Below are 23156 nucleotides of genomic sequence, written 5' to 3' on the forward strand. Positions count from 1 at the left end.
CTTAATTGACTGTAATTTTATATAAATAAGCGCCCTCTTGGGTAAATGAAATGGCGGTATTTTTTGTAAGATTAACATTTTCACCTCCTAAAACCTCAGTCAACTTGTATTTCTTCCCCGGCATAAGCCTCAGTCTATCGGCGTCTATTACAATATTAGCAGCCTGTTTCTTATAGTTAAATACAGCCAGGTAAATGGAGTTATCATCTTTGCGGATAAATTGCTGAGCGGCAGCATTATCTATGCCAGATTCAACCGGCATAAAGGCTTTGCCACTTTTGAGGAATTGTTTTAATTGAGGCGCTTGCAGCCATTCTTTAACTTGTGCTTGCCAGTCGGCTGTTTTACTGTAATCATCCCCTAAAATAACCGAACCTGTAATTAGTGCGGAGATAAGCCGGGCCCGGTTAGCGCCTGCATTTTCTTTTTCAAACACGGCGTGATCTGCATCAACATAATCGTAAATATAAGTTTGCCACCAACCGTAGGTTACGCTGTTTAAGGTGTACTCTGCATCTTTTATCGAATGAAATGAATCGCAGGCAATGCGGCGCATGTGCACATATCTGGCAGTGGCTAAAGATGGCGATATAGCAGCATATAGCAGCATGGAGTTATCTAATACTTTATTTATAGTCTCCATCCCTACCCTAAAGGCTTGCATGCCTGTGGTAACGTTAGGATCATAAAAATGAGTAGATTCTACCGCGCCATGACCCAGAAAGTCAATCTTGATCATTTTGAAGCCGGTTTCTTTTAATTTACCTAAAACATAAGCAATACGCGCTTGGGTACCAGGATGGGTTGGGTCGAGCGCGCGGCCGCCATCCAGATCATGATAACCTTTACTGGTTTTAGTCCACATGTCAGCATATTTATAATTACTGCCTTCTGCTGTACGGTCAGGGTTCTTACCCCAGTCGGTAAAAGGAGCCCAATATACACCGGGTTGCAGGTTTCGCTCTTTGCAATAATTTACAAAGTCTTTCAGTTTTGAAAAATCGCCACTAAAGCCGCCGTGTACCATATTGTCCCAAAAAGAATCAAGGTCTATATACGCGGTACCGTCTTCATTACGGAATTTAGGAATTTGTTTGTCAAAAAAGTCTGCAACTCCCGTCGCGTTTTGATAATTTAGATGTACGCCAATCACACCCCAGCTATTCCAGCCTATCGGCGTGGCTTTACTCCATGGCTTAACATAGCGTCCATCTACAATGCTATTAGTACGTGCATAGGTTTCCAGCCCTTTGCGCCAGTCTGCAAAATAACCGATAAACATCTTGGGCGATTTGATTACCTCTCCATTCAACGAGCCATGAGCCATCGAGTCGCGGGTTATAGCTAATTCATTCAATCCACCAAATACCTCTAGCCGACTGATTACTCCATTAGCACCTAAACTTTTAATGCCGCTTTTCCAGTTGTCGTGTTGTAAAGATCCAATCACCAGTCCTTTCCGTGAAGCGTCATTGTAAATTACTCCAACTTCTGAGCTGGTAGTAACCTCATCACTCAGATTTTTAGACTGATATCTGATGAAAGTGTCATTATCAAAAGGCACAAATAATGTTCGCAAGTTACTGCCGGCATATAAATTAGCCTGGTTGGCAATAACCGGCGCCATATAGTTCGAGCTTAAGTCGTGGCCATCAATTTCTAATTCGGTAACAACAAAGTCTCTGTTAGTATAGCAATAAAACAATTGCTTCATCACAGGCGCATTTTGCCTGGTTGATCTAATAATTAACAACTTGCCGCTGCCCAATAGGTCGCGAAGCGGCTGTATTGTAACCGTATGTTTGACATAATCTTTAGTTTGATATTGATCATTACCGTTAGCGTAAGCTGCTGCGGCATTTACCAAAATCAATTTGCCGTTATACTTTACAGTGAAAGTGCCGGTATTGGCATTAACTATTAACTGATTGTTTTTTCCAAAAGGAACGATTTGCTGAGCAGTTACCGCCATACAATAGGCAGAGGCTAAAACGAAGACAAGAACAAGTTTAATTCGTAACATGGGCTAATAGTTTGCACAAATTTATAACAACACCGATGTTGAAACGAATACGGTGCGGGGCCTTAAGGTAACTTTGTTGTGAGTGTTAGCTTCCTGACAGAGAAACTGTCATTGCCTGAGAATAAATAGTACAGCGTTTTGCCATTTTTGCTTATCCAATTGGCAGGCAAACTGCCCGATTCGCCCGGCCCCATATCCCATTCGCGGGTATAATAAACAGTTTTCCAGGGTCCCCACGGGTTGCGCGACTCAAAGATTCCTAAGCCACCTTTAAATCTTGGCCCCTGCTCCTCTTTATCGCCAGATAATGGAATTGTTTGACACCATAGGTAACGTTTCAGTGGAGCATCATAAGTCATGCCTGAGCGGTATGTTTTCCCGGGGTTTACATAGATAGGTTTTCTTTTGCGAACATCTTCAGACCAAATAGGCTTACCAGTACTATTGTATCCCGCAAAGTATTGGTAGCTACGCCAATTTAAAATAAGGTTTTTGTTTACCCGGGTCATCACCATTTGATCTGCATATTTATAGGCACTGGCATCGTCAATGGAATACGTGTAGACGTAATCATCTTTTGCGCCTGCATTATTTTTACCGTAGTTCACAAAATTAGGGCAGCCAAAACTTACATCCAGTTTCCAGTCGGCCCAGGTCCAGGTTTTGCCGTGATCTGCCGAATAAGCCAACTGCGCGTTGTTAGTATTACGCACCCACATATACAGCCTGCCGCGTACCATAATCATACCACTGGCCTTATACCCGGCAGCGCCATGCCCAACCCGCTCGCCCGATGGGGTACGAATATTTACACCGGATATATTTGGCGGCGTACCCGACACTTTAGCCAGGCCCATACTCAACTTGATATCCGTATAAGGTTTAAAACCGTTGCCGTCGCCGTAGGCCGTATACATCAAATTGTCATCGCCCCAGGTTGAGGGCCAGCAATCTCCGCCTTCAGCCAGACGGATAACCTCATTTGCCGGTGCAAAAGTAGCCGAAGTGATGAAATTGCTTTTTGGATATGGTGCTTCATCAACGGCATCTATCAGCGGGTTAAACACTTCGTTCTCCACAAACTTCCAATAACTTTTGCCGCTGAAATTAGGATTGATCGGCGTCCCCATCCTAACAAATATCATTTTTAAACTCGGTATTACGATTAACAGTTGTTCGCCTGCACCTGCTCCAAAAAAAGCGTCGCGGGGTAATGATTTAAATATACCGTCATGGTTAGTAAACCAACCTAAAGCAGCCGTTGGCCCAATATCATTTGTAGATTCGCCACGGCCTGGGATATTGGTTAATACCGAGAGGTCACTTACTCCTTTAATCCCCAATGCCTGTTTAATTACTGTTGAATCAATGATCTGTTGGCCCTGCCAGTTGCCACGCCGCAACACCAAGCGACCGATACGTGCAACCGCATCAGCGGTAAAAGCGGCACCACCCCAACCAGCTACCAGGTTCATACTATCCAACTTATATATGGTATTGTATCCTAAAGAATAGCTGCCTTTTTTTATGCCGATACGACTAAAAACACGTTTATCTAAAAACGTGGCGATATCTTTATAAGGCGATTGCTGCAAACTCTTAGTAACCGCATAATTGAGCATAGCGATGCCGGGGTTACTGTATTGAGAGCCTGCGCCGGGTTTAAAAAGCACCTTGGCGCTATCGCGCGACAGGGTGAACGGATCCGGTTTTTTTCGCCAGAACATGCCTTTCCATCCAGGCAAATCCATGTGGCGGTCTTTGTGCTGTTTAATCAGCGCGGCCTCTTCTTCATCCGTGCCTTCAGAATCATCCAAACCCGAGGTGTGCGTATCTAACTGCCTGACAGTTATTGTTGATTTTACGTCTGATTTACGCCAGGCAGGTATATATAAACAAGCAGGCGCGTCGGCACTGATATAACCATCGGCAATTGCCGCATTTAAAGACATGCCGCTAACTAAAGCCTTGGCTAACGATGCCGTGCCACTGGTTTGTTCTTTATCGCTCCACCCTTTAGCATAAGCCTCACAAACAATTTTATCGTCTTTAATGATGAGTAGCTTGTGCGTGCCCTTGGTCATTAATACGTTTTTATAGGCTTCCAGTTTTTGAGGCGACATGCCCATGCTCTCCGGTGTAGCGTGTCCAAAAGCAAACTCTTTTTTTAAAGGATGGTTATTTTGCCCCAATACGATAAAGGGCAAAAAGGCTAATAAGCAATATAATATGGCAGATCGTTTTATCTCAGGTACCATTATTAGGTAAATCGGTTAAACTAAGTTACTTAATTAATAAGCCTTAAAACAACAATGGTGATAACGACCTGAGTCATTATCACCATTGTTACATTTCAGTTATTGCTGTATGTTATTCTACAGTCAGTGTGCCTTGCATTACAAAATAGTGTCCCGGCACGGTACATACATAAGTGTATTTACCGGGTTTAGGTGCTACAAAGTATATCGTTTGAGACGAACCCGGGCCAACCAAAGTAGCATTGAACAATATCTTTGGCGTATTAGCTATGTAATTCAACTTAACAGCCTGTAATCCTAATTTAGTACCCAAATCACCTACCGCAATGGCATCACCCTGTGCAACAACTACGAAGTTGTGCGGCATGTCATCGTTATTGGTAAAGGTTAATTTAACCTTGCTGCCAGCTTTTAAAGTAAACTCTGTTTTGTCAAACTTCAAACCCGGTTTTGTGCCGATGGCTACAGTTTGATCAATCGTAGTCCATGAAGCCGGTTTAGTGGTTTGGTTCTTCTTAAGCGCAACGCCATTTGATGGTGCTGCTTTAGCAGTTGATGGTTTTGCTTTACCCATATCCATGTTCATGCCTGCCATATCATGATCCATTTTTGGATGGCGTTTAGGTACATTTAGCTTTTCTCCATCAGGGATGTTATTTAATGTGTAATAAGCAACCGGGTGCAATAAACTAACACTATTATCGGCAGAAGTTACTGCTTTATCAACCTTTATTTCGTGAATATATTTTTCGCGAAGACTATCTGCTACTAATCTAACTTTTAAACCATCTTCAGAAACAATAGCAGCGTTTACTATATGAACTTTTTCACGAATAGTAGCACTACCATATACCGGGTGATATTTATAAGTAAAACCAGTGATGGTATAATTGTCCGGATCGGCAGCGGCTTTTTTATTAACCGGCTTGGTAAACTCAATCTCGAAACCATCCGGCATTGCTCTTACAGCTTTCATTTCGAAAGGGGTTGTTTTTGCCCATACCAAACGCTCTAAGCCAAATTCTTTTTGTCCGGTTGACCCCCAACCACGACTGGTTTGACCAACAAACAATGAATTATCAGCACCCCAGGCTAATCTTAATACACCTGATTCAAAACCCTCACGGAACGGGATTGCCGCGCCCTGGTATTGTCCTTTAACCTGCTCCAGGAAGACACGGTTGATACGGCTTTGTGCCTGATCGCCCACCAAAACCTGACCTGCAAACGGGCCGAAGCTATCGTTATCAGGGATCTGAACCATTGACGACGTTGAGTTACCTAACGTACCGTGCGGAATCCAAACAGCAGGGGTTTTATATCCCTTTTTAATCTCGCCAGCTACTTCGGCTAACGTTTTGTAAGGACGATTAGGGTCACGATCTTCAATTTTACCTTCAGGGTCATTAAAACGAGGATTAACACGTGAGTAAATATCTTCGAGACGCACTTTTACCGGCGATGACGGATCGGCAGCCCAACGCAAACCTGCAGGGTGCATGGCAAAATCACCACGATCTAGCTGCATAATATAGCCCGAACCTACCCAGTCGCCCTGGTTTTCGGCATAGAAATATTTACCATCAATCAAACCCTGGCCGGCAGGAGAACGGAAACCGGTAGCATACGGGTGCATTTCGCCATCAGGAGTGATTTCTAAAGACCACGCCCTCCATGGCACTAAACTTTTACCTCTCCACCACTCATCATCAAAACCTACGTTCAAGTTAACCATCATGTTACCGTTAGGCATCACTACCGGCCCGTACGAATACTCGTGGTAGTTACCAGATACAGGCCATGAGTAAACGGTTTCATAAACATCAGCCTTGCCATCACCATTTTTGTCAATCAGGTGAGTTAATTCGCCGCGTTGCACGCAATAAAAATCGCCTTTAACGTAAGCCAGGCCTAAAACCTCATGCATGCCGCTGGCAAACTTTTTATAGTAAGGCAAGCTACCATTTAACTGATAAGGATTTGAGATAATCCAAACATCACCACGACGGGTTGATACACCCAAATCGCCGTTAGGCATCAAGGCCAAACCGCCAACCTCCAATTCTACTCCTTCAGGTGCCGGAACACTGACAATGCGATAGTAATCTTTCTCTACAGGTACGTTTTGCGCGAGAACTACAGTACAGCTTAAACCAGCCACTACTGTAAGTAATATATTTTTAAAAATAGCTTTCATTTTGAATGATTTTATTGAATTACCAGATCAATGAATACTGAGTAGATGAGCCCTTGTCCGTGTTTTTTATTGGCAGCAGCATCTCTTTACCTTTTGCAGAATTGCGGATAACCGGTTTTACACCCTTATCCAGTTGCACATAATAGGTAAAGTCGTCAACACTATACAAGCCATTACCTAAGTCGGTAATATCCTTGGCGTCGGCTACGCGTGTAAACAGATCTTTTGGTGCTGCAAGCCCATCAACGCTTATTTTGCGTGTCAGCATTTTCCCGTCGTCGCTGGTGGTTTTATCATTGATTTTGATGCCATCAAAAATGTAGGTAAAGGTTGGTACGCCGGCTTCGTCTAATTCATAGCCTTTTTGACGGAAGATGCCTTTCTCCAAAGTGTCTGGCCAAGCCTGGTTGTCCTCATGAATTAAAGCCAAAGCAGGTTTGTCACTTAAGTTAATTACGCTACCAATAGCACGTGCATTACCGTCACCACGAGATAACCACATAGGTGAAGCGTCTAAGAATCCACCTTTCCAAATTTGGTATATGGTACCCAGTTCCAAATCAAAACCATAGCTAATGTTGTTTAACAGGCCAACACTGGCAGAATGTGTAACTCTTTTACCTGGAATATCGACAAAGCTTCGAAACACCACAGGCTCGCCTTTAACATCAACAGAGACCGGTTTATCATTCGCATCCCAAACCTGGCGGCTGCCGTCAACACTCATAGTACTTACATGATTGCTGTAACGGAAATTTCTGAAAGCCACCGGGCCATGATCGCCTTGCAAACGCAGCGGACCGGTAGCAGCTTCATTGGCAAATGCTGATCCGCGGGTTGGTGCTTGTAATTCGGCATTCTCTATGATAACTACGCCGTTCAGGATAATACGAACTACACGTGCATTGGCTATCTTTTTACCCGATCCATCAAATTTTGGCGCCTGGAATTGTATGCGGATATTTTGCCAAAGGCCCGGTGCACGGCTCACGTTAATACGCGGTGCCACACCGTCATAACCAAACTGGCCGGCAGGGCGGGTTTCGTCCCAACGCTCATAAACGGCGCCTAGGTCGCCACTGGTTAAGGCTTGTTTGCCCCAGCTATCCAATAATTGTATTTCATAACGTCCTTGCAGGTAAATGCCAGAGTTTGATCCTTTTGGCATGATGAAGTCTACGCTCAGGTCGATGTCGCCATGCTCCATATTTGTGAAGATGTCTTCATTCTTCCCTTTACCAGGGATGCTCACCAAGACACCCTGACCGTCTTTTTTGGTCATGATCTCTTGTTTATTGAAATCAGCCATGGCTGAACCGGCTATTGACCAGTTGGCGCTTGGATTTTTAAATGCCGAAAGGTCATTCAGCGAGATTTGTTGCTGTAGTCCTCTGTCTTGTGCCGAAGCAAAAAAAGGGATACAGAGTGCCCATAAAAACACCTTTAATGGGACGCGTTTTAGCAGGTAATTGTGTTGCATGATATTGATTTAAATAAGCAATCTAAAATTGGTTAATATTTAATTGGCTTGATCACAAAGATGTGATTTATAAAGATAAATATCAGCTTTTTTTACTTGTATAGTCAACTTTAATTTAAATTATTATTTACAAATAGTTATCCGGCATTTTGTCGCTTTTGTATGGTTTGTTGTATTTTTATTGCCATGCACAACGCCGTAATACAGTACTCATGCCTGCTGGCTATTGTTCTTTTTAGTGTGATGCTGGCCCAAAAGATAAAAGTGGCCTATCCTATTGTATTGGTATTGGTGGGGTTACCGCTGGGCTTTGTACCCTTTCTACGCGGAGTTGAGATCAAACCCGAATTGATCTTTGTGATCTTTTTGCCGCCGTTGCTTTATGAGGCTGCCTGGAACACATCCTGGAAAGACTTTTGGAAATGGCGGCGGGTTATCACCAGCTTTGCTTTGCCTGTGGTAATTCTGACATCTTGTGTGATAGCTTTCTTTGCTGCGCGATTTATACCGGGTTTTACCTTGGCTACCGGCTTCTTATTGGGTGGGATCATCTCTCCTCCCGACGCAGTATCAGCCAGTGCAATCTTGAAAAATGTCAAAGTACCCAAACGCTTTGTCACTATTGTTGAGGGTGAGAGCTTAACTAACGACGCATCAAGCTTAGTGGTGTTTAGGTTTGCCCTGGCGGCAGTACTTACGGGCAGCTTTGTATTCAGAGATGCTGCTGTCGATTTTGTGTTAGTGATTGTAATGGGAGTAGTTATTGGTATAGCCGTGGCCTTGTTGTTTTACGCTATACACCGTTGGCTGCCTACCTCTAACAATATGGATGTGATATTAACCTTTATAACGCCATATGTCATGTATATGGCTGCCGAACAGTTTCATTTCTCGGGTGTATTAGCGGTAGTGAGTGGCGGTTTGTTCTTATCGGCAAGGCAGCAGCAGTTCTTATCGCATCGCAGCAGGCTACAGGGTGTAAATGTTTGGGAGGCCGTTGCTTTTGTACTTAACGGTATTGTGTTTATCCTCATTGGCTTGGAGTTCCCTGTAATTGTTAAAGATTTAGGGCCGAACGGCTTAGCGCCGGCCATAAAGTATAGTGCTATCATTATAGGCGTTTTGATTGTGACCAGGTTTATTTGCACATTTGGCGCTACCATCATAACCATGGTTATGTCTAAGGTCATTACTGTGGCCGACCCGCATCCCGGTTGGAAAGCTCCTATTCTGTTAGGATGGACTGGTATGCGCGGCGTGGTATCATTAGCTGCAGCGCTAAGTATCCCGATAGTGTTAAGCCCGGGCCATCCTTTTCCTAACCGGGACATGATCTTGTTTATCACATTCAGCGTTATCTTGGCTACTTTAGTATTACAAGGACTAACCCTGCCAGCGCTGGTGAAACTGGTTAACATGCCTGATCCGGATTATACTGATGTGTCCGTCGAGCAGCAACGCCAGTTGGTTCGAAAGAAGCTGTCGTACTTGTCGCTTAAGATCCTGGACGAGGAGTTTGCCGAGTTCACTAAAACCAACGGCATGATTAAGTCCGTCCACTTGCGTTATGCCACAGATATGGAGTTGTTGAAAGATTGGGAGAAGGACGATAACATAGCCCGTGCCAGCGACTTCTATAAAGACTACCGCAAAGTGATGGCCCGCCTGCTGCGCGAACAACGTAAATTGTTACTTACACTCAATAAAAAAGAGAATATAAGCGATACCTTAGTCAAACACCAGTTAGAACTGCTTGACCTGGAAGAAGAGAAGCTTCGTCAGCATTTTGACGCTGGTGAATAAACCTATTATGAACAGCGTGACTAACCATTGCGCAAATTTACGACTATACCATGAAGAAAAGCTTTATAGCAACTGCTATCCTGAGTTTATGTATTACTGCGACTTTCGCTCAGTCAACACCCAGCCCTAAACCGGCTTATTGGGATGATGTACAGGTTATCAAGAAGTACGATGGCATGTTTGCTGCACCTAAGAACCCGCTTTTGTTTGTGGGCAGCTCGTCTATCCGTAAATGGGACGACGCGCAGTGGGCCTTTGCACCATACAATGCATTAAACCGTGGCATTGGCGGTGCTGAAACTAATGACATCATTTATTGGCTGAACGATCTGGTATTTAAATACAAACCCAAACAACTGGTGATCTATGTGGGTGAAAATGACATGGTCGACGGTAAAGCGCCGGCCACTGCAGATACCGTTTATAGCCGAACTATGAAGCTATACGCCGGTATAAGAGCTCAGCTGCCAACGGTCCCGATCATCTATATCGGGATGAAACCAAGTCCTTCGCGCGTGAAGATCATGCCTGAAGAACTGAAGTTTAACCAGATGATGAAGGACTTCATTGCCAAAGAGAAGAATATCGTATTTGTGGATGTGTACCCGCTGATGTTAGATAACGGCAAGTTGCGCCCCGAGCTATACCTCGGCGATAACCTGCATATGAAACAGCTGGGTTATGATATCTGGGAGAAGGCTATTCGGCCCTATCTGATCAAGTGATGTAGGGTCAATCTGTTTTGTTTCACGTGCGTGTGTAACAGATGAAACAAGTGAAACACAATATTTATTTAAGTAATTAATAATCAGATTTTTGAATATTTACAGTGAAACAAAATGAAACAGTAAAAATGACTTTTAGGTATTTTTTTGTTTCACTGGCCTTTCATTTTCTGTATGCCTTCAAACACACTAAAAAACATTAAATAACCGTTAAAAGCGCTTTGTTTTTTAATTGATTGGTAAAAAACACCAATAAAAAGGCTGTCATGCTGAGGCACTCGAAGCATGAGCGCAAGGCTAATGAACGTACGTAATTCCCAACGCTCACCCTTCGAGTGCCTCAGGGTGACACCCCCTACTTTAGTTTAAATCTCCTTAACATCCCCTTCTTTGATCCAGCCTTCGTTACCATTAGCAATCTTGATCCTGATCCAGCCGTTGTTATTGCCCATTATGTTTACTTTGGTACCATCGTGTAACACAAAAGTGGTCGATACGGCCTCGGCAGGACTGGTTTTGACGTTTACCGACGAAGTAAACACAATGGCTTGTTTATTATTATCAAAATAATTTGCCTGGCTGCAGGCTATGATGATGGCACAGATCGCCACAAAAAAGAAAAATATCGAGCTAAAGAAAGCAAACCGCTTCGCTCCTGCCGCTAACGCAAAGAAATACCAGATCAGTAATGCCGAGCCAATCAATGTCAATATAATAGCGGTCGTCGCCAAACCATCGGCCGAATAATTTAGAATAAACCCTTTCCACCATCGGCTTACAAAAAACTCAGGCGCTTCATCTATCTTGTCTACCGTCTTTGAGGTAGCCAGGCGAATGTTAAAGTTAATATCATCGTCGCCGGGTGCCAGCCTATGCGCCTTCTCGAAATATAATAGCGCCTGTGGAATGTCACCCTCTTTGTAACTGCAATTGCCCAGGTTAAAATAAACCGATGCAGACTCTTGTCCGGTTTCCAGGATGCGCTGGTAAGTTTCGGTGGCTTCCTTATACTGTCCCTTGCTGTAAAGCTCGTTAGCTTTTTCAAAAAGTGGTTGTTTGTTCGCAAATAATAACGCCGGCAAGCAAAAAGTCGCCAAAAAACAAAGTGTTAGTTTGATCCGGTTAAATTTCATCTTCTATAGCATTAATTGATCCTTTTGCTTTATCAAATACCTGTTGTGCCGATATGTGCGTTACCGGTGCATAACGCGCCATCTCGCACAGATCCAGGGTATCAAGCAATTCGTTCGTTGTTTCTTCTTTAACTGACCTGGCTCTTAAAGCAGCCGCTATAGTCTCTCTATCAAGATCGGCATAAGAGATATTCAGTTTGTCGCTCAAATAACCGTACAAGCCTTTAAATACAGCCTCATAAAATGCGTGCGTATTGTTGGTTTGCAGTTCTTTATTAGCAATAGCCAGATGTTTTGCGGCCACTTTACCTGCACGGCGACTTTTTACATTGACTATATCGGCATTATTTCTGCGCATTTGGTTACGATAAGCAAATGCACCAACGCACAAAAGCGGCCCTAATAATAACAATAGGTAAAAACCTGCAGAGCCAAAGAAGCCTTCGCCGGTATCGCGTAACTCAGGGCTTCCGGTTTTAATGTAGCGGATATCTTTGCTGAGCAGCTTAACGTCTTCCTGGTTATCACCAGATATGGCGGTTACATTCTCTTCATGCAGACCTTTTTCGACCTTAATTTTGAAACCCCGGGTAGTCAAGCTTACGTAACGACCAGTGGCTGGATTAAAGTAAGAAAACTTAACCGGGTCAATCGTATAATCGCCTTTATGACGCGGGATGATCAAGTAATTATAAATGCGATTGCCCGCCGAACCATAGGCATTCTGTGTCACCGTATCGGTGATCTTTGGATCATATTTTTCAAAATCAGCCGGAAAATTCGGACTCAAATCTTTCAGTAATTTGATATTGCCAAAACCGGATATTTTGATCTTATAGTTGATAGGCTCGTTAGCTTTCAAATGATCTTTATCTATTGATGCTTCAATATTAAACTTGCCAACTGCACCGGCAAAACCGGTGGGTTTTCCCGCTTCGGGCAATGGTTTTACGTGTACCACAACAGGTAAGCTTTTGGCCGGATAATTAATTTCCTGGGTGTTGCCGCCAAAAAACTGATCCATAAAATCGCGCGGCGACGATTGCACACGGGCCAAAAAAGTCATTTCAAACGGATCGATCGTAATATTACCGGCATGTTCCGGGAACAAAATGATCTGTTTTAAATCGGCTATATTGTAACGTTCGCCTTTGTACGTACCTATACGGAACTGAGCCGGTTGTGTTTGCTTTACATCCTCATTCCAAAAACCCGTCAAATCAGGCATTTTATTGGTTTGATTTTGTAAAATGTCAACCCGCGTAAAAATGCGGTAGGTTAACACAATAGGCTGCCCCTGGTACACATTGTTCTTATCAATATCCGAACGTAAAAATAGCAGCTTAGAGAGGTCTACGTTATTGCCCTGGGTTTGATCAGCCCCGGTTACGTTTCCACCATTGTTTTGCTGAGTGGCTTTACGTTTAATCACTGTTATCTTTATTGGGTTGGAGCTCAATTTTTTGCCGTTAACTACAACCGATGCAGACCCGATGGTGAAAGTTCCCACACGCATAGGCGCCAATATATAACTCACCGAAGAACTGGAAGTTGCCTTACCATTAATAAACTCCATACTGTTAGAAACGTTCGGCCCGCTTAGCAATTGAAAATCAACCAGATCCGGCGGGTTGAAATTGTTGCCCTCTCCACTTATGCTAAACGTAATCTGAAATTGCTCGCCGGTGCTAACCGTGGTTTGACTTGCGGTGGCTACAAATTTGCCATCCTGCGCAAAAACCGGCGCGGCCGCAAATAACAAAAGGGTTAATATGTAATGTTTTATCTTCATTTATCTCAAGCCGTTACGGCTTTATATCAATGTTGTTAAGTTAAATAAATTCGACCGAGGTACGAGGGAAAAATCTATAGATGACAGGTGCGTTACCGGTCCGTGTATAGATCTCTCAAATCGTTCGAGATGACAAAATCTCAACTTAACGACATTGACCTGTATGTATCTACCAGTCTTTTGCCGGACGACCAGCAGTACCGCGAGCCTTTTTGCCTTTTAACTTATCCTGTGTTTGTTTTTCGTCGTTATTCAAAGCGTCCAGCATGCGCTGTGCATCTTCTTTCGAGATATTATTAGGATTAGATTGTTGCTGCTTATCCTGCTTTTGCTGGTCCTTTTTATCCTGATTTTTTTTATCGTCGTTGTTCTTCTTGTCCTGGTTGTTTTTATCCTGGTTCTGCTTTTGATCTTTATTGTCTTTGTTATTCTTACCGTCTTTTTGTTGTTGCTGCTGTTGTTTTTTTAACTTTTCTTGCGCATAAGCCAGGTTATAACGGGTTTCCTCATCCTTAGGGTTGTTCAGTAAAGATTTTTTATAGGCATCTACACTTTCTTCCAGCTTTTGGTTTTGCAGCATGGAATTGCCCAGGTTATGGTAGGCGTGCGCTACCACATTTTTATCGCCGCCGGCATCGGCAATCTTTTTAAATTGATCGGCAGCTTTATCATACTGCTTTTGTTTATAAAGTGCGTCGCCTAAGTTAAAATTGCCGGGCACATTTTGCTCTTTTTTGGCGACAGCCTCACGGTAAGCCTCTTCAGCCTCTTTATATTTTTTTTGCTGATAAAGCTCATTACCTTTTTTTACATAGCTCCGCTCCTGTTGAGCAAACAGCTGCAACCCCGAGCCTAAAAATATCACAATTATCAATAACTGCTTCATGGGTTCTTTACTTCAAATAGTTTCACCTTGCTTAATCTTAAACTTTTACGATTAGTAATAAAAAACTCTATCAGCAGGCATAGCAAAGCTGCCGCAAGGAAATATTGAAACCTGTCTTCAAAATCTTTAAATGATTTGGCATCATAAGTTTTGCGCTGTACTTTTTCTATCTGCGCCATCACTATATTGATGCCGCTATTTGCATTAGTAGCACGTACATAGGTTCCATTACCCGCCTCGGCTATCTCCTTACCCATGCTTTCGTCTAGCTTACTGATTACCGTATGGCCGGCACTATCCACATGGAAACCAACCTGCTTATTACCCTGGTAAATTGGTATAGCAGCGCCTTCTTCAGAGCCCATGCCAATAACGTTAACTGTGACATCCTTATCCAAAGCGTTTTTTGCTGCCGCCACAGCATCGTCCTCATGGTTTTCGCCATCGGTTATAATGATCATGGATTTGCCGGTACCATCGTTAAAATCGAACGACTTCATGCCCAGATCAATAGCTGAACCGATAGCAGTACCCTGTGTGGGTACCATGCTGGTATTGATGGTATTTAAAAATAGTTTTGCTGCCGAGTAATCTGTAGTAATAGGCAACTGTACATAAGCTTCGCCGGCAAATACTACAATGCCTATTCTATCGCTATGCAGGTTATCTATTAGCTGCGCGATGGCTTGTTTGGCGTTCTCTAAACGGTTAGGCTGCATATCCTGCGAAAGCATACTATTTGATACATCAAGCAGTATCATCAAATCTGCGCCTTTGCGCTTTTCTTCTACCATCTTCGATCCAATCTGCGGATCGGCAATGCCTACTACTAAAAAGCCAAAAGCTATGATAAACAGGATGAATTTTAAACGCGGAGCGCTGAATGAAACATCGGCCACAATGTTGTTCACCACGTTTCTATCGCCGAAGGCTTTCAGCACTTTACTTTTCCAGCGGCTTACCCAAATAAACAGCAGGATAAACACCGGGATAGCAGCCAGCGCCCATAAATATTCTGTATGTGCAAAACGTAACATTAGGTTAGTGCTCCTTTCAGTAACGTGTTTTTAACAATAAACTCTAAGGCCAGAAACAGCAGCGCCAGTAGTGCAAACGGCAAAAACATTTCTGTCTTCTTGTTATACTCAGTAACGTCTATTTTGGCTTTCTCTAAGCGGTCAATCTGTTCGTAAATGCTCTTCAATTTTTCGTTATCTGTAGCGCGGAAATATTTGCCTCCGGTTATATCAGCGATCTTTTGCAAAGTCGGCTCGTCAACATCTACCAGCATTTTTTGATATTGGATACCCATTGGTGTTTGTACCGGGTAAGGGGCATAACCATGTGTGCCAATGCCTACGGTATAAACCCTTACGTTAAACTGTTTGGCAATTTGCGCAGCAGTTATAGGCGGAATAGAACCCATGTTGTTTGATCCGTCAGTCAGTAAAATCACCACCTTGCTTTTAGCTTCGCTGTCTTTTAAACGGTTTACGGCAGTGGCAAGTCCCATACCTATGGCAGTGCCGTCATTAATCATCCCGTAATGAATATCGTTATATAGGTTGACCAATACTGTATGATCAATAGTAAGTGGGCATTGCGTAAAGCTTTCGCCACTGAAAATAACCAGGCCGATACGATCGTTAGGACGATTCTTAATAAAATCTATAGCGATATTTTTACCGGCTTCTAAACGATTAGGCTGAAAATCGGCTGCCAGCATGCTGCCGGAGATATCTGAGGCAATGATAATATCGATACCTTCGGTAGTGGTATTTTGCCAGCTCAATGAGCTTTGGGGACGGGCCAACCCAACAATTAGTGCTATTAATGCCAACGATCTCAACACTATTTCTAAATGTCTTAGTTTAGGCACTACACTCTTAACCGGCGCAGAAAATCCTTTAACGGTGGATACATTCAGATACCCGTAAAGCTGTTTTTGCCGCCAAATATACCAGGCCACCATTACCGGGATAAGCAGCAAGAACCAAAAGAAAAACGGGTGGGCAAATTCGATGTTCTTAAACAGCGCCATCTGCACCTCCTTCGGTTTCTTTTGGCTGGGTAGTTTGCTGTGTTTTTTGAACAAAAGCCAATGCCTTTTCTATAGCAGCCTCGTTATCTACAGGAGTAGGCTTTTCTTTGGCGAATTTTACCAAGTCGGCAGTTGTCAGTATGCGTTGCAGCTCTGCACGATTATCGGCGGCTATTTCACATGATTTTAAAGAATACAAGATCTCATCCGTAGTTTGCTCGTGCGTCCTTACGTCATATCGTTGCTCCAGGTATTCGCGTAAAATATCGGTCAGTTCAATATAATATAGCTTCACCTCGTCCTGCTGCCAAAGTTTTTTGGCCTGCAATTCTTTCAATTTCTCAATAGCGATGGTATGTGGCGGAATCACCGGCTTAGTTATTTTTATTACAGGCTCAATTTTAGGTTTATTACGCAAATAGTAAATCAGCCCAACAATTAACGCTATTAAGATCAAGCCGCCTATAATCCAAACCAGGTGATCATGTACCCAATCAACAATTGTATAGGTAACAATTACCGGCTTCTTGATATCATAAATTGATTTTGTGGTATCAATTTTTACGCTTTGCACCTGAATAGTTAATTCGTTGCTTTTTACGATACTGCCATGCGTGATAAAATTAAAAGCAGGCATAGTGTGTACTCCGGCGTCAAAGCTGGTAATTATGTACGCCTGGGTAATTGTGATCATGTTTTTATTTTTCTGATCGACAACTGTGTCCGGTTTATTAGCGCTTACTATCTGTACCGTGCTGGTAATGGTGTCACCAAGCTTAGGAAAATCCACATGCGCTTTTGCCGCCTGCGTAACCACCAGGAACAATTTGGTTTGATCGCCTAATTTGATGGTATAATCCTGCAGGCGTGCATCAACCAGGATACCTTGCGCCGAGGCACTTTTTATCCCACAAATTAAAACTACAGCAAGCAGCGTATAATTAAAAAACAATCTTTTTATCATGCTCACCTTTTCTTCTCCCGTTTTTTAAATAATGTCATTAAAGGTTTTACATAGGTTTCGTGGGTACCGATTGAGGTGGTGTCTACTCCTGAACGGCTAAAGGTATCCTTGAGTTGTTCGGTACGTTTAATAGCGTCGGTTTTAAAGGCGGCGCGTACCTCTTTATCGCTGGTATTTACCCACATTAACTGGCCCGACTCTTCGTCACGAACAGGGATCAAACCCAGATCAGGAAATTCTTCTTCGTGCTTATCGTACAGCCTTAAAGCAATCACATCATGTTTTTTATTGGCGATCTTCAACTCGTTTTCGAATGCCGGACTAATAAAATCTGAAATAATAAAAGCCGTACATTTCTTTTTAATGGCCGATGTAAAGTATTTCAAAGCTACACCAACGTCGGTACCTTTATTTTCGGGCTTAAAGTCTATCAACTCACGAATGATCATCAGGATATGACTGCGGCCCTTTTTAGGCGGAATAAATTTTTCGATCTTATCACTAAAGAAAATCACACCGACCTTATCGTTATTCTGTATGGCCGAAAAAGCCAGCACCGCGCAAAGCTCGGTAGCCAGGTCCTGTTTCTGCTGATTAATGGTACCAAAGTTTTCAGATCCGCTCACATCCATTAATAACATAACGGTTAACTCACGTTCCTCATCAAAAACCTTAACGTAGGGGTGATTAAAGCGCGCTGTAACGTTCCAGTCTATGGTTCTGATCTCATCACCCACCTGGTACTCGCGCACCTCGCTAAAGGCCATACCACGGCCCTTAAAAGCAGAGTGATACTCGCCCGAGAATATGTGGTTGCTCAGTCCACGGGTTTTGATCTCTATCTTTCGTACCTTTTTTAATAATTCCTGCGTGTCTCTAGCCATTTTTTTAGAATCAAGAGCCAAGAATCAAGAGTCAATATCAAGAAGGACATTCGAACTATTTATTCTCTTGTCTCTTGATTCTTGACTCTTGATTCTCCCTACGGTACCTCTACTGCGTTTAAAATTCCGGTGATGATATCCTCGGTGGTCATGTTCTCGGCCTCGGCTTCGTAGGTTAAACCAATGCGGTGCCTCAACACATCATGGCAAACTGCACGAACATCCTCCGGTATCACGTAACCACGGCGTTTAATAAAGGCATATGCTTTTGAAGCCAACGCCAGATTGATACTGGCACGCGGCGAAGCGCCGTAGCTGATCAAATTTTTATAACTTGCCAATTTGTATTGATCTGGATAACGCGTGGCGAAAACAATGTCGATAATGTATTGCTCAATTTTCTCGTCCATATAAACTTCACGCACCACTTTACGGGCACGAACAATCTCTTCGGGCTTAATGATAGCGTTTGGCTTTAACATGCCTTGTGGCGCTATGTTAGCACGTACAATTTGCTTCTCGTCCTCTTTATTAGGGTAGCCGATAACTACTTTCAGCATAAAACGGTCAACCTGTGCTTCGGGCAGCGGGTAGGTTCCCTCCTGCTCAATCGGGTTTTGCGTAGCTAAAACCAGAAAAGGATTTGGCAGCGGGAATGTATTATCGCCAATAGTTACCTGGCGCTCCTGCATCGCTTCAAGTAATGCACTCTGAACTTTCGCCGGTGCACGGTTTATCTCATCGGCCAAAATAAAGTTGGAGAATATCGGCCCCTGGCGCACTATGAACTCTTCCTTTTTTTGGTTGTAGATCATCGTACCGATTAAATCGGCAGGTAATAAATCCGGCGTAAATTGTATCCGGCTAAAATCTGCCTGGATAGCTTTTGCCAATGTATTGATGGCTAAGGTCTTTGCCAGCCCGGGCACCCCTTCTAAAAGGATATGGCCATCAGCCAGTAAACCAATAAGCAAACGCTCCACCATGTATTTCTGGCCCACTATAACTTTGTCCATCTCCATCTTTAACAGATCGACAAAAGCGCTCTCGCGCTGTATCATTTCATTGATAGCCCTGATATCTGTCGAATACGACGAACCGCCGGCCACAGCCCCTGTTGTATTGATTGATTCTTCCATTAAATAACTTTTAATTTTAGGTAGGCAAACTTAAAAAGCAATTCAGTTTTATGCCAACTAAAAATGGGTCTTAATTGTTAAAATATGTTAAATTTTAACAATTACTTCAACATTCGTGGCGATGGTTAAGGAGTATACCGGTACTTAAATAAAAAAGCGGGCACAATAGTAGCCCGCTTTTTATGATAGATGGATGTAGGATTAGTTTTTTGCTTATTGATTAGCCATTGTAGGCCATGGCTTTAGAAAGCTCTTCATTAAGCAGGTATTCGTTTTTGAGCCTATCCAGTTTTGCGATGGCGCGGTCGTAAGCGTCCTCGCCCAGCAACAGGTAAAGTGGCGGGTTTTCCATTTGGACTACTTCGATAATGGCTGCAGCCGCTTTTTCCGGATCGCCGCTTTGTTTGCCGTCTTTTTTCAAAAGTGTTTCCTGTGCACGGTGCATTGCCGAATATTCCGGAATGGTATGCTGGGCGATGTTGATAGAATCGGCAGTTAGAAAATTGGTACGGAATGCGCCCGGAGCAACTACTGTAACCTTTACGCCAAATTCAGCCACGTCCTGAGCCAGCACTTCTGACAGGCCAACTACCGAAAACTTGGTAGCAGCATATATTGACCACCCGCTGGTAGCGGTAATACCGGCTATAGAAGAAATGTTGATGATATGGCCTGATTGCTGATGACGCATATAAGGCATCGCCATTCTGATAACATTCAGGGTACCAAATACATTTATTTCAAAGTTATCGCGGGTTTCCCGATCGGTTAGTTCTTCAATACTGCCGCCAATGCCGTAGCCAGCATTGTTGATTACTACGTCAATACTTTTAAAAGCACATTTAGTTTGATAGAGCGCATACCCAACGCTGTCTTCATCTCCAAGCTCCACCTTCAGTGGCAAGAAATTAGATGCAGTTATGCCGACTGCTTTTATCAGTTCATTTATATCGCGCGAGGTTGCAGCAACGTTTTGACCTGCTTGTAGTAATTGTTTTACCAGGCTTAAACCAAATCCTTTAGAAGCGCCTGTAATAAACCAAGTTTTGATGTTGTCCATATTTTGTTTGTTTTAGATGAAACAAAGGTATGGTGAAACGACAGGCAAGCGTTTACGTTAATCAAACCAATTATTACGAAATTCAAACAATTCTGAATGCAGAAGGAGTTGTACTGGTTTGTTTTTTGAAAAAGTTATTAAAATGGGTAGGTGCCTCAAAACCCAGGCAATAACTAATCTCAGATACGTTCCAGTTGGTATGGCGCAGTAACGCCCGGGCCTCGCCTGCCAGGCGTTCCATGATATGGTCGGTTGTAGTTTTTCCGGTTGTTTGGCGCACTGCGCGGTTAAGATGGTTTACATGCACAGCCAACTGATCGGCAAAATCTTTTGCAGAGCGCAGGCCAAATCGCTGCGATGGCGATTCAATAGGGAACTGTCTCTCTAACAGCTCGGTAAAGATAGCCGTGATACGAGAATTAGCATCGGGGTGCTGGTACAACCTGTTAGACGGTTGTATTTTCAGCGCGTAGTGTATCAGTTCAATGATGTAATTGCGCAGTAAATCATATTTAAAAATATAATCCGAATTAAGTTCGGCCAGCATCTTTTCAAATATGGCAAATACATAGGCGTCTTGTTGCTCATCAAGTACATACACAGGATTAGCACCCGGTGCGAACATCGGGAATTCATGTATGCTATTACGTAATGTTTCGGTAAAGAAAGATTCCTTATAAATACAGAATCTGCCTGAATGTATGTCATTCAGATTTTCAAAAGTATAGGGTACAACCGGGTTAAAAAATACCAATGCCGACCCATCCATTTCGATGCTTTTATCTGCGTAATGGATAACGCCTTTGCCGCGAAACAGGCTCATTTTATAAAAATCCCGGCGGCTGTATTGCACCGGCCTGGCTCCGGGCATATAACAATCTTCAGTTCGAAAAACGTTAAAGTGCCCAATATCCTGACTTAAATTATCAGGTAGCCAATTAAATTTGTGTATATAAAAGTCCTCGAGTGTTTCTGTACGTGCCATGGGGCAAAGTTACATAATTCAAACTAAACAACGTATCTCTCTTCCTTGACTGTTGTTTGGCTGATCTATTGACAAAACTAATTGCCTTTAGTGATAGCCGCTTTTTTCGTTGATTATTTAAACTATGGGGCTTGAGGAAATTACAGGTAAAAGCGAAGCCCATAAATTATGGTATTGCGGTTGCGAAAGATCACCCCTAAACGGATAAGCCGTTGATATTTCTATTTATTAAAGAAACTATCCATTACCATGTATCTTTTCGCGTTGACGTCCGGTTGTGATTTACTATTCTCTTTGAATATCATCACTCTTGTGTTGTCGTTTTTCAGACTTTCCCAGACAGGTAAGCCAGGCCCGTTAGGATTACTTGTTTTAACAAAATCAGCAAAGTAGTTCTGCATGGTTTCCGATATTTTATAGTCATCAGATGTCCAGGCATAAACTTTATTGGTAGATAGGTTGCCCAATGCAAATTCAATTTCTGAAGCATGGGCGGCACCCATCGATCGATCTACCGTACCGGCAGCTGCACTAACCATTACAGGACGCTTACGGGTAAAAAAGTAGCGATAGACGGGCTTGTTATGCGTTTTGGTTTGCAAATCGATAAATTTCCAGGTGCCATAAGCAAAACGGTCCGTTGCCAGATCAGTAGCGGCTTGCGCAACGTCGGCATCTGTAACAGGAGCATAAACGTTTAATATATCAGAAGCGCGGTCGCCATATAATTTTTGTATTGAAGATTTATAATTGTCTAGAGTTGGATCTAATCTGCCTAACACACCATCCGGACCTGACTCAGCTGAGTTCCAACCAGCTAAAAGCGGTATATCCATCTGTTTACCCGCATTAAAAATAGCCTGTGGCGATTCGGGCAGGAAATAACCATCAACAGTGATAGGAAAATCTTCTCGTGCTGACATTTTAAGCAAAGAGTCGGCAGGTAACTTACGTAAATCTGTTAAGGATCTGGCACCGATAGAAACAGCAAACTTAACTCCTATTTGTTCGGCATCAGCCAGCGGAGTCGGCGACCAGTTCCCTAACGATGATCCGCTTTCGCCTATTGCGCCTCTGAAAAGATCTTTTGACAATGGTGAAGCCATCTGCGCACATACGGACATTGAACCTGCCGATTCACCACCAATAGTTACTTTATCGGGGTCGCCACCAAAAGCAGCTATATTTTTCTTCACCCAAACCAAGGCCGCGTGTTGATCCATCAAACCATAGTTTCCTGAAGAATGATGTGCAGATTCGGCAGCGAGCTCAGGATGCGCCAGGAAACCAAATATTCCTAATCGATAATTAACCGTAACCATGATAATCCCTTTTTTTGCAAGAGCCTCGCCGTCATAACGATATTCAGAGCCATCGCCGGCACCAAATCCTCCGCCATAAAAATAAACCAGCACGGCTAATTTTTGATTGGTTGATTTAGCCGGAGTCCATACGTTCAGATATAAACAATCTTCGCTTTTTCCATTGCTTCTAAACATCATGTCGCTGTAAATAACCCTCTGCATGGCACGCGGGCCAAAATGATTGGCCTCACGAATGCCTTTCCAGTTAAGCGGTGCTTGCGGTTCTTTCCAACGCAGATTGCCAACAGGCGGCTGCGCAAATGGAATGCCTTTATAAGAGACAACACCACTAGCCCCGGTAACACCTTGTAGTATACCGTTAGCTGTTTTAGCTTGCGGGTTTTGCGCGTAGACATGCATACCTGCCAGTACTATTATAAAAAGAAAGATCTTTTTCATGCCGAGCCGTTGTAATCATATAA

Annotated in this window: 17 protein-coding genes; 2 read left to right on the forward strand and 15 right to left on the reverse strand. The window is 43.2% G+C overall.

What is annotated here, in order from left to right; translation table 11 throughout:
- Nucleotide 1: 1 nt before the first annotated feature.
- From HB679_RS04370 to HB679_RS04385, 4 genes are all read right to left on the reverse strand, one after another.
- The gene (locus tag HB679_RS04370) at nucleotides 2–1972 is read right to left on the reverse strand and encodes an alpha-galactosidase (RefSeq protein WP_214070711.1); all 1971 of its coding nucleotides are present in this window, start codon (nucleotides 1970–1972) and stop codon (nucleotides 2–4) included.
- Nucleotides 1973–2085: 113 nt separating this feature from the next.
- Nucleotides 2086–4281 carry a serine hydrolase gene (locus HB679_RS04375; RefSeq protein WP_214070712.1) on the reverse strand — a complete coding sequence of 732 codons (2196 nt, stop codon included), beginning with the start codon at nucleotides 4279–4281 and terminating at the stop codon, nucleotides 2086–2088.
- A 112-nt stretch (nucleotides 4282–4393) separates the two neighbouring features.
- Nucleotides 4394–6478, reverse strand: coding sequence for a plastocyanin/azurin family copper-binding protein (locus HB679_RS04380; RefSeq protein ID WP_214070713.1), 2085 nt, complete (start codon nucleotides 6476–6478; stop codon nucleotides 4394–4396).
- A 19-nt stretch (nucleotides 6479–6497) separates the two neighbouring features.
- Nucleotides 6498–7958, reverse strand: a complete 1461-nt coding sequence (locus HB679_RS04385) for a DUF1080 domain-containing protein (protein WP_214070714.1) — start codon at nucleotides 7956–7958, stop codon at nucleotides 6498–6500.
- Between the two features lie 186 nt (nucleotides 7959–8144).
- On the opposite strand from HB679_RS04385, the gene HB679_RS04390 reads away from it, so the two are divergent.
- The gene (locus tag HB679_RS04390; RefSeq protein WP_214070715.1) at nucleotides 8145–9761 is read left to right on the forward strand and encodes a Na+/H+ antiporter; all 1617 of its coding nucleotides are present in this window, start codon (nucleotides 8145–8147) and stop codon (nucleotides 9759–9761) included.
- Between the two features lie 50 nt (nucleotides 9762–9811).
- Nucleotides 9812–10486: a GDSL-type esterase/lipase family protein gene (locus HB679_RS04395; protein ID WP_214070716.1), complete on the forward strand. Its 675-nt coding sequence runs from the start codon at nucleotides 9812–9814 to the stop codon at nucleotides 10484–10486.
- A 365-nt stretch (nucleotides 10487–10851) separates the two neighbouring features.
- Here the strand turns inward: HB679_RS04395 and HB679_RS04400 are convergent, their stop codons facing one another.
- The 11 genes from HB679_RS04400 to HB679_RS04450 form a co-directional block, all read right to left on the reverse strand.
- Nucleotides 10852–11619, reverse strand: a complete 768-nt coding sequence (locus tag HB679_RS04400; RefSeq protein WP_214070717.1) for a tetratricopeptide repeat protein — start codon at nucleotides 11617–11619, stop codon at nucleotides 10852–10854.
- Nucleotides 11609–13411: a BatD family protein gene (locus tag HB679_RS04405; protein ID WP_214070718.1), complete on the reverse strand. Its 1803-nt coding sequence runs from the start codon at nucleotides 13409–13411 to the stop codon at nucleotides 11609–11611. Before HB679_RS04405 ends, HB679_RS04400 begins: the two co-directional genes overlap by 11 nt.
- A 169-nt stretch (nucleotides 13412–13580) precedes the next feature.
- The gene (locus HB679_RS04410) at nucleotides 13581–14297 is read right to left on the reverse strand and encodes a tetratricopeptide repeat protein (RefSeq protein WP_214070719.1); all 717 of its coding nucleotides are present in this window, start codon (nucleotides 14295–14297) and stop codon (nucleotides 13581–13583) included.
- Nucleotides 14294–15334, reverse strand: a complete 1041-nt coding sequence (locus tag HB679_RS04415) for a VWA domain-containing protein (RefSeq protein ID WP_214070720.1) — start codon at nucleotides 15332–15334, stop codon at nucleotides 14294–14296. The genes HB679_RS04410 and HB679_RS04415 overlap by 4 nt, the downstream gene beginning before the upstream one ends.
- On the reverse strand, nucleotides 15334–16392 hold the full coding sequence (locus HB679_RS04420; RefSeq protein ID WP_255547535.1) for a VWA domain-containing protein: 1059 nt from the start codon (nucleotides 16390–16392) through the stop codon (nucleotides 15334–15336). The genes HB679_RS04415 and HB679_RS04420 overlap by 1 nt, the downstream gene beginning before the upstream one ends.
- Entirely contained in the window at nucleotides 16325–17302 is a 978-nt protein-coding gene (locus HB679_RS04425) for a hypothetical protein (RefSeq protein WP_214070721.1), read from the reverse strand. Before HB679_RS04425 ends, HB679_RS04420 begins: the two co-directional genes overlap by 68 nt.
- A gap of 2 nt (nucleotides 17303–17304) precedes the next feature.
- The gene (locus tag HB679_RS04430; protein ID WP_214070722.1) at nucleotides 17305–18186 is read right to left on the reverse strand and encodes a DUF58 domain-containing protein; all 882 of its coding nucleotides are present in this window, start codon (nucleotides 18184–18186) and stop codon (nucleotides 17305–17307) included.
- Between the two features lie 98 nt (nucleotides 18187–18284).
- Nucleotides 18285–19208: a MoxR family ATPase gene (locus HB679_RS04435; protein WP_346345137.1), complete on the reverse strand. Its 924-nt coding sequence runs from the start codon at nucleotides 19206–19208 to the stop codon at nucleotides 18285–18287.
- A 337-nt stretch (nucleotides 19209–19545) separates the two neighbouring features.
- Entirely contained in the window at nucleotides 19546–20385 is an 840-nt protein-coding gene (locus tag HB679_RS04440) for an SDR family NAD(P)-dependent oxidoreductase (RefSeq protein ID WP_214070724.1), read from the reverse strand.
- Between the two features lie 82 nt (nucleotides 20386–20467).
- Entirely contained in the window at nucleotides 20468–21370 is a 903-nt protein-coding gene (locus tag HB679_RS04445) for an AraC family transcriptional regulator (RefSeq protein ID WP_214070725.1), read from the reverse strand.
- Nucleotides 21371–21591: 221 nt separating this feature from the next.
- Entirely contained in the window at nucleotides 21592–23133 is a 1542-nt protein-coding gene (locus HB679_RS04450; RefSeq protein ID WP_214070726.1) for a carboxylesterase family protein, read from the reverse strand.
- Between the last annotated feature and the right edge of the window lie 23 nt (nucleotides 23134–23156).

The sequence above is a fragment of the Mucilaginibacter sp. dw_454 genome, assembly GCF_018449775.1.
In the GTDB taxonomy this organism is placed as follows: Bacteria; Bacteroidota; Bacteroidia; order Sphingobacteriales; family Sphingobacteriaceae; genus Mucilaginibacter.

Coding starts and splice junctions, on each gene's coding strand:
- HB679_RS04400 (WP_214070717.1), bottom strand. CDS start 11,619: ATGAAATTTAACCGGATCAAACTAACACTTTGTTTTTTGGCGACTTTT.
- HB679_RS04445 (WP_214070725.1), bottom strand. CDS start 21,370: ATGGCACGTACAGAAACACTCGAGGACTTTTATATACACAAATTTAAT.
- HB679_RS04450 (WP_214070726.1), bottom strand. CDS start 23,133: ATGAAAAAGATCTTTCTTTTTATAATAGTACTGGCAGGTATGCATGTC.
- HB679_RS04380 (WP_214070713.1), bottom strand. CDS start 6,478: ATGAAAGCTATTTTTAAAAATATATTACTTACAGTAGTGGCTGGTTTA.
- HB679_RS04415 (WP_214070720.1), bottom strand. CDS start 15,334: ATGTTACGTTTTGCACATACAGAATATTTATGGGCGCTGGCTGCTATC.
- HB679_RS04405 (WP_214070718.1), bottom strand. CDS start 13,411: ATGAAGATAAAACATTACATATTAACCCTTTTGTTATTTGCGGCCGCG.
- HB679_RS04430 (WP_214070722.1), bottom strand. CDS start 18,186: ATGGCTAGAGACACGCAGGAATTATTAAAAAAGGTACGAAAGATAGAG.
- HB679_RS04390 (WP_214070715.1), top strand. CDS start 8,145: ATGCACAACGCCGTAATACAGTACTCATGCCTGCTGGCTATTGTTCTT.
- HB679_RS04435 (WP_346345137.1), bottom strand. CDS start 19,208: ATGGAGATGGACAAAGTTATAGTGGGCCAGAAATACATGGTGGAGCGT.
- HB679_RS04425 (WP_214070721.1), bottom strand. CDS start 17,302: ATGATAAAAAGATTGTTTTTTAATTATACGCTGCTTGCTGTAGTTTTA.
- HB679_RS04375 (WP_214070712.1), bottom strand. CDS start 4,281: ATGGTACCTGAGATAAAACGATCTGCCATATTATATTGCTTATTAGCC.
- HB679_RS04370 (WP_214070711.1), bottom strand. CDS start 1,972: ATGGCGGTAACTGCTCAGCAAATCGTTCCTTTTGGAAAAAACAATCAG.
- HB679_RS04440 (WP_214070724.1), bottom strand. CDS start 20,385: ATGGACAACATCAAAACTTGGTTTATTACAGGCGCTTCTAAAGGATTT.
- HB679_RS04410 (WP_214070719.1), bottom strand. CDS start 14,297: ATGAAGCAGTTATTGATAATTGTGATATTTTTAGGCTCGGGGTTGCAG.
- HB679_RS04395 (WP_214070716.1), top strand. CDS start 9,812: ATGAAGAAAAGCTTTATAGCAACTGCTATCCTGAGTTTATGTATTACT.
- HB679_RS04385 (WP_214070714.1), bottom strand. CDS start 7,958: ATGCAACACAATTACCTGCTAAAACGCGTCCCATTAAAGGTGTTTTTA.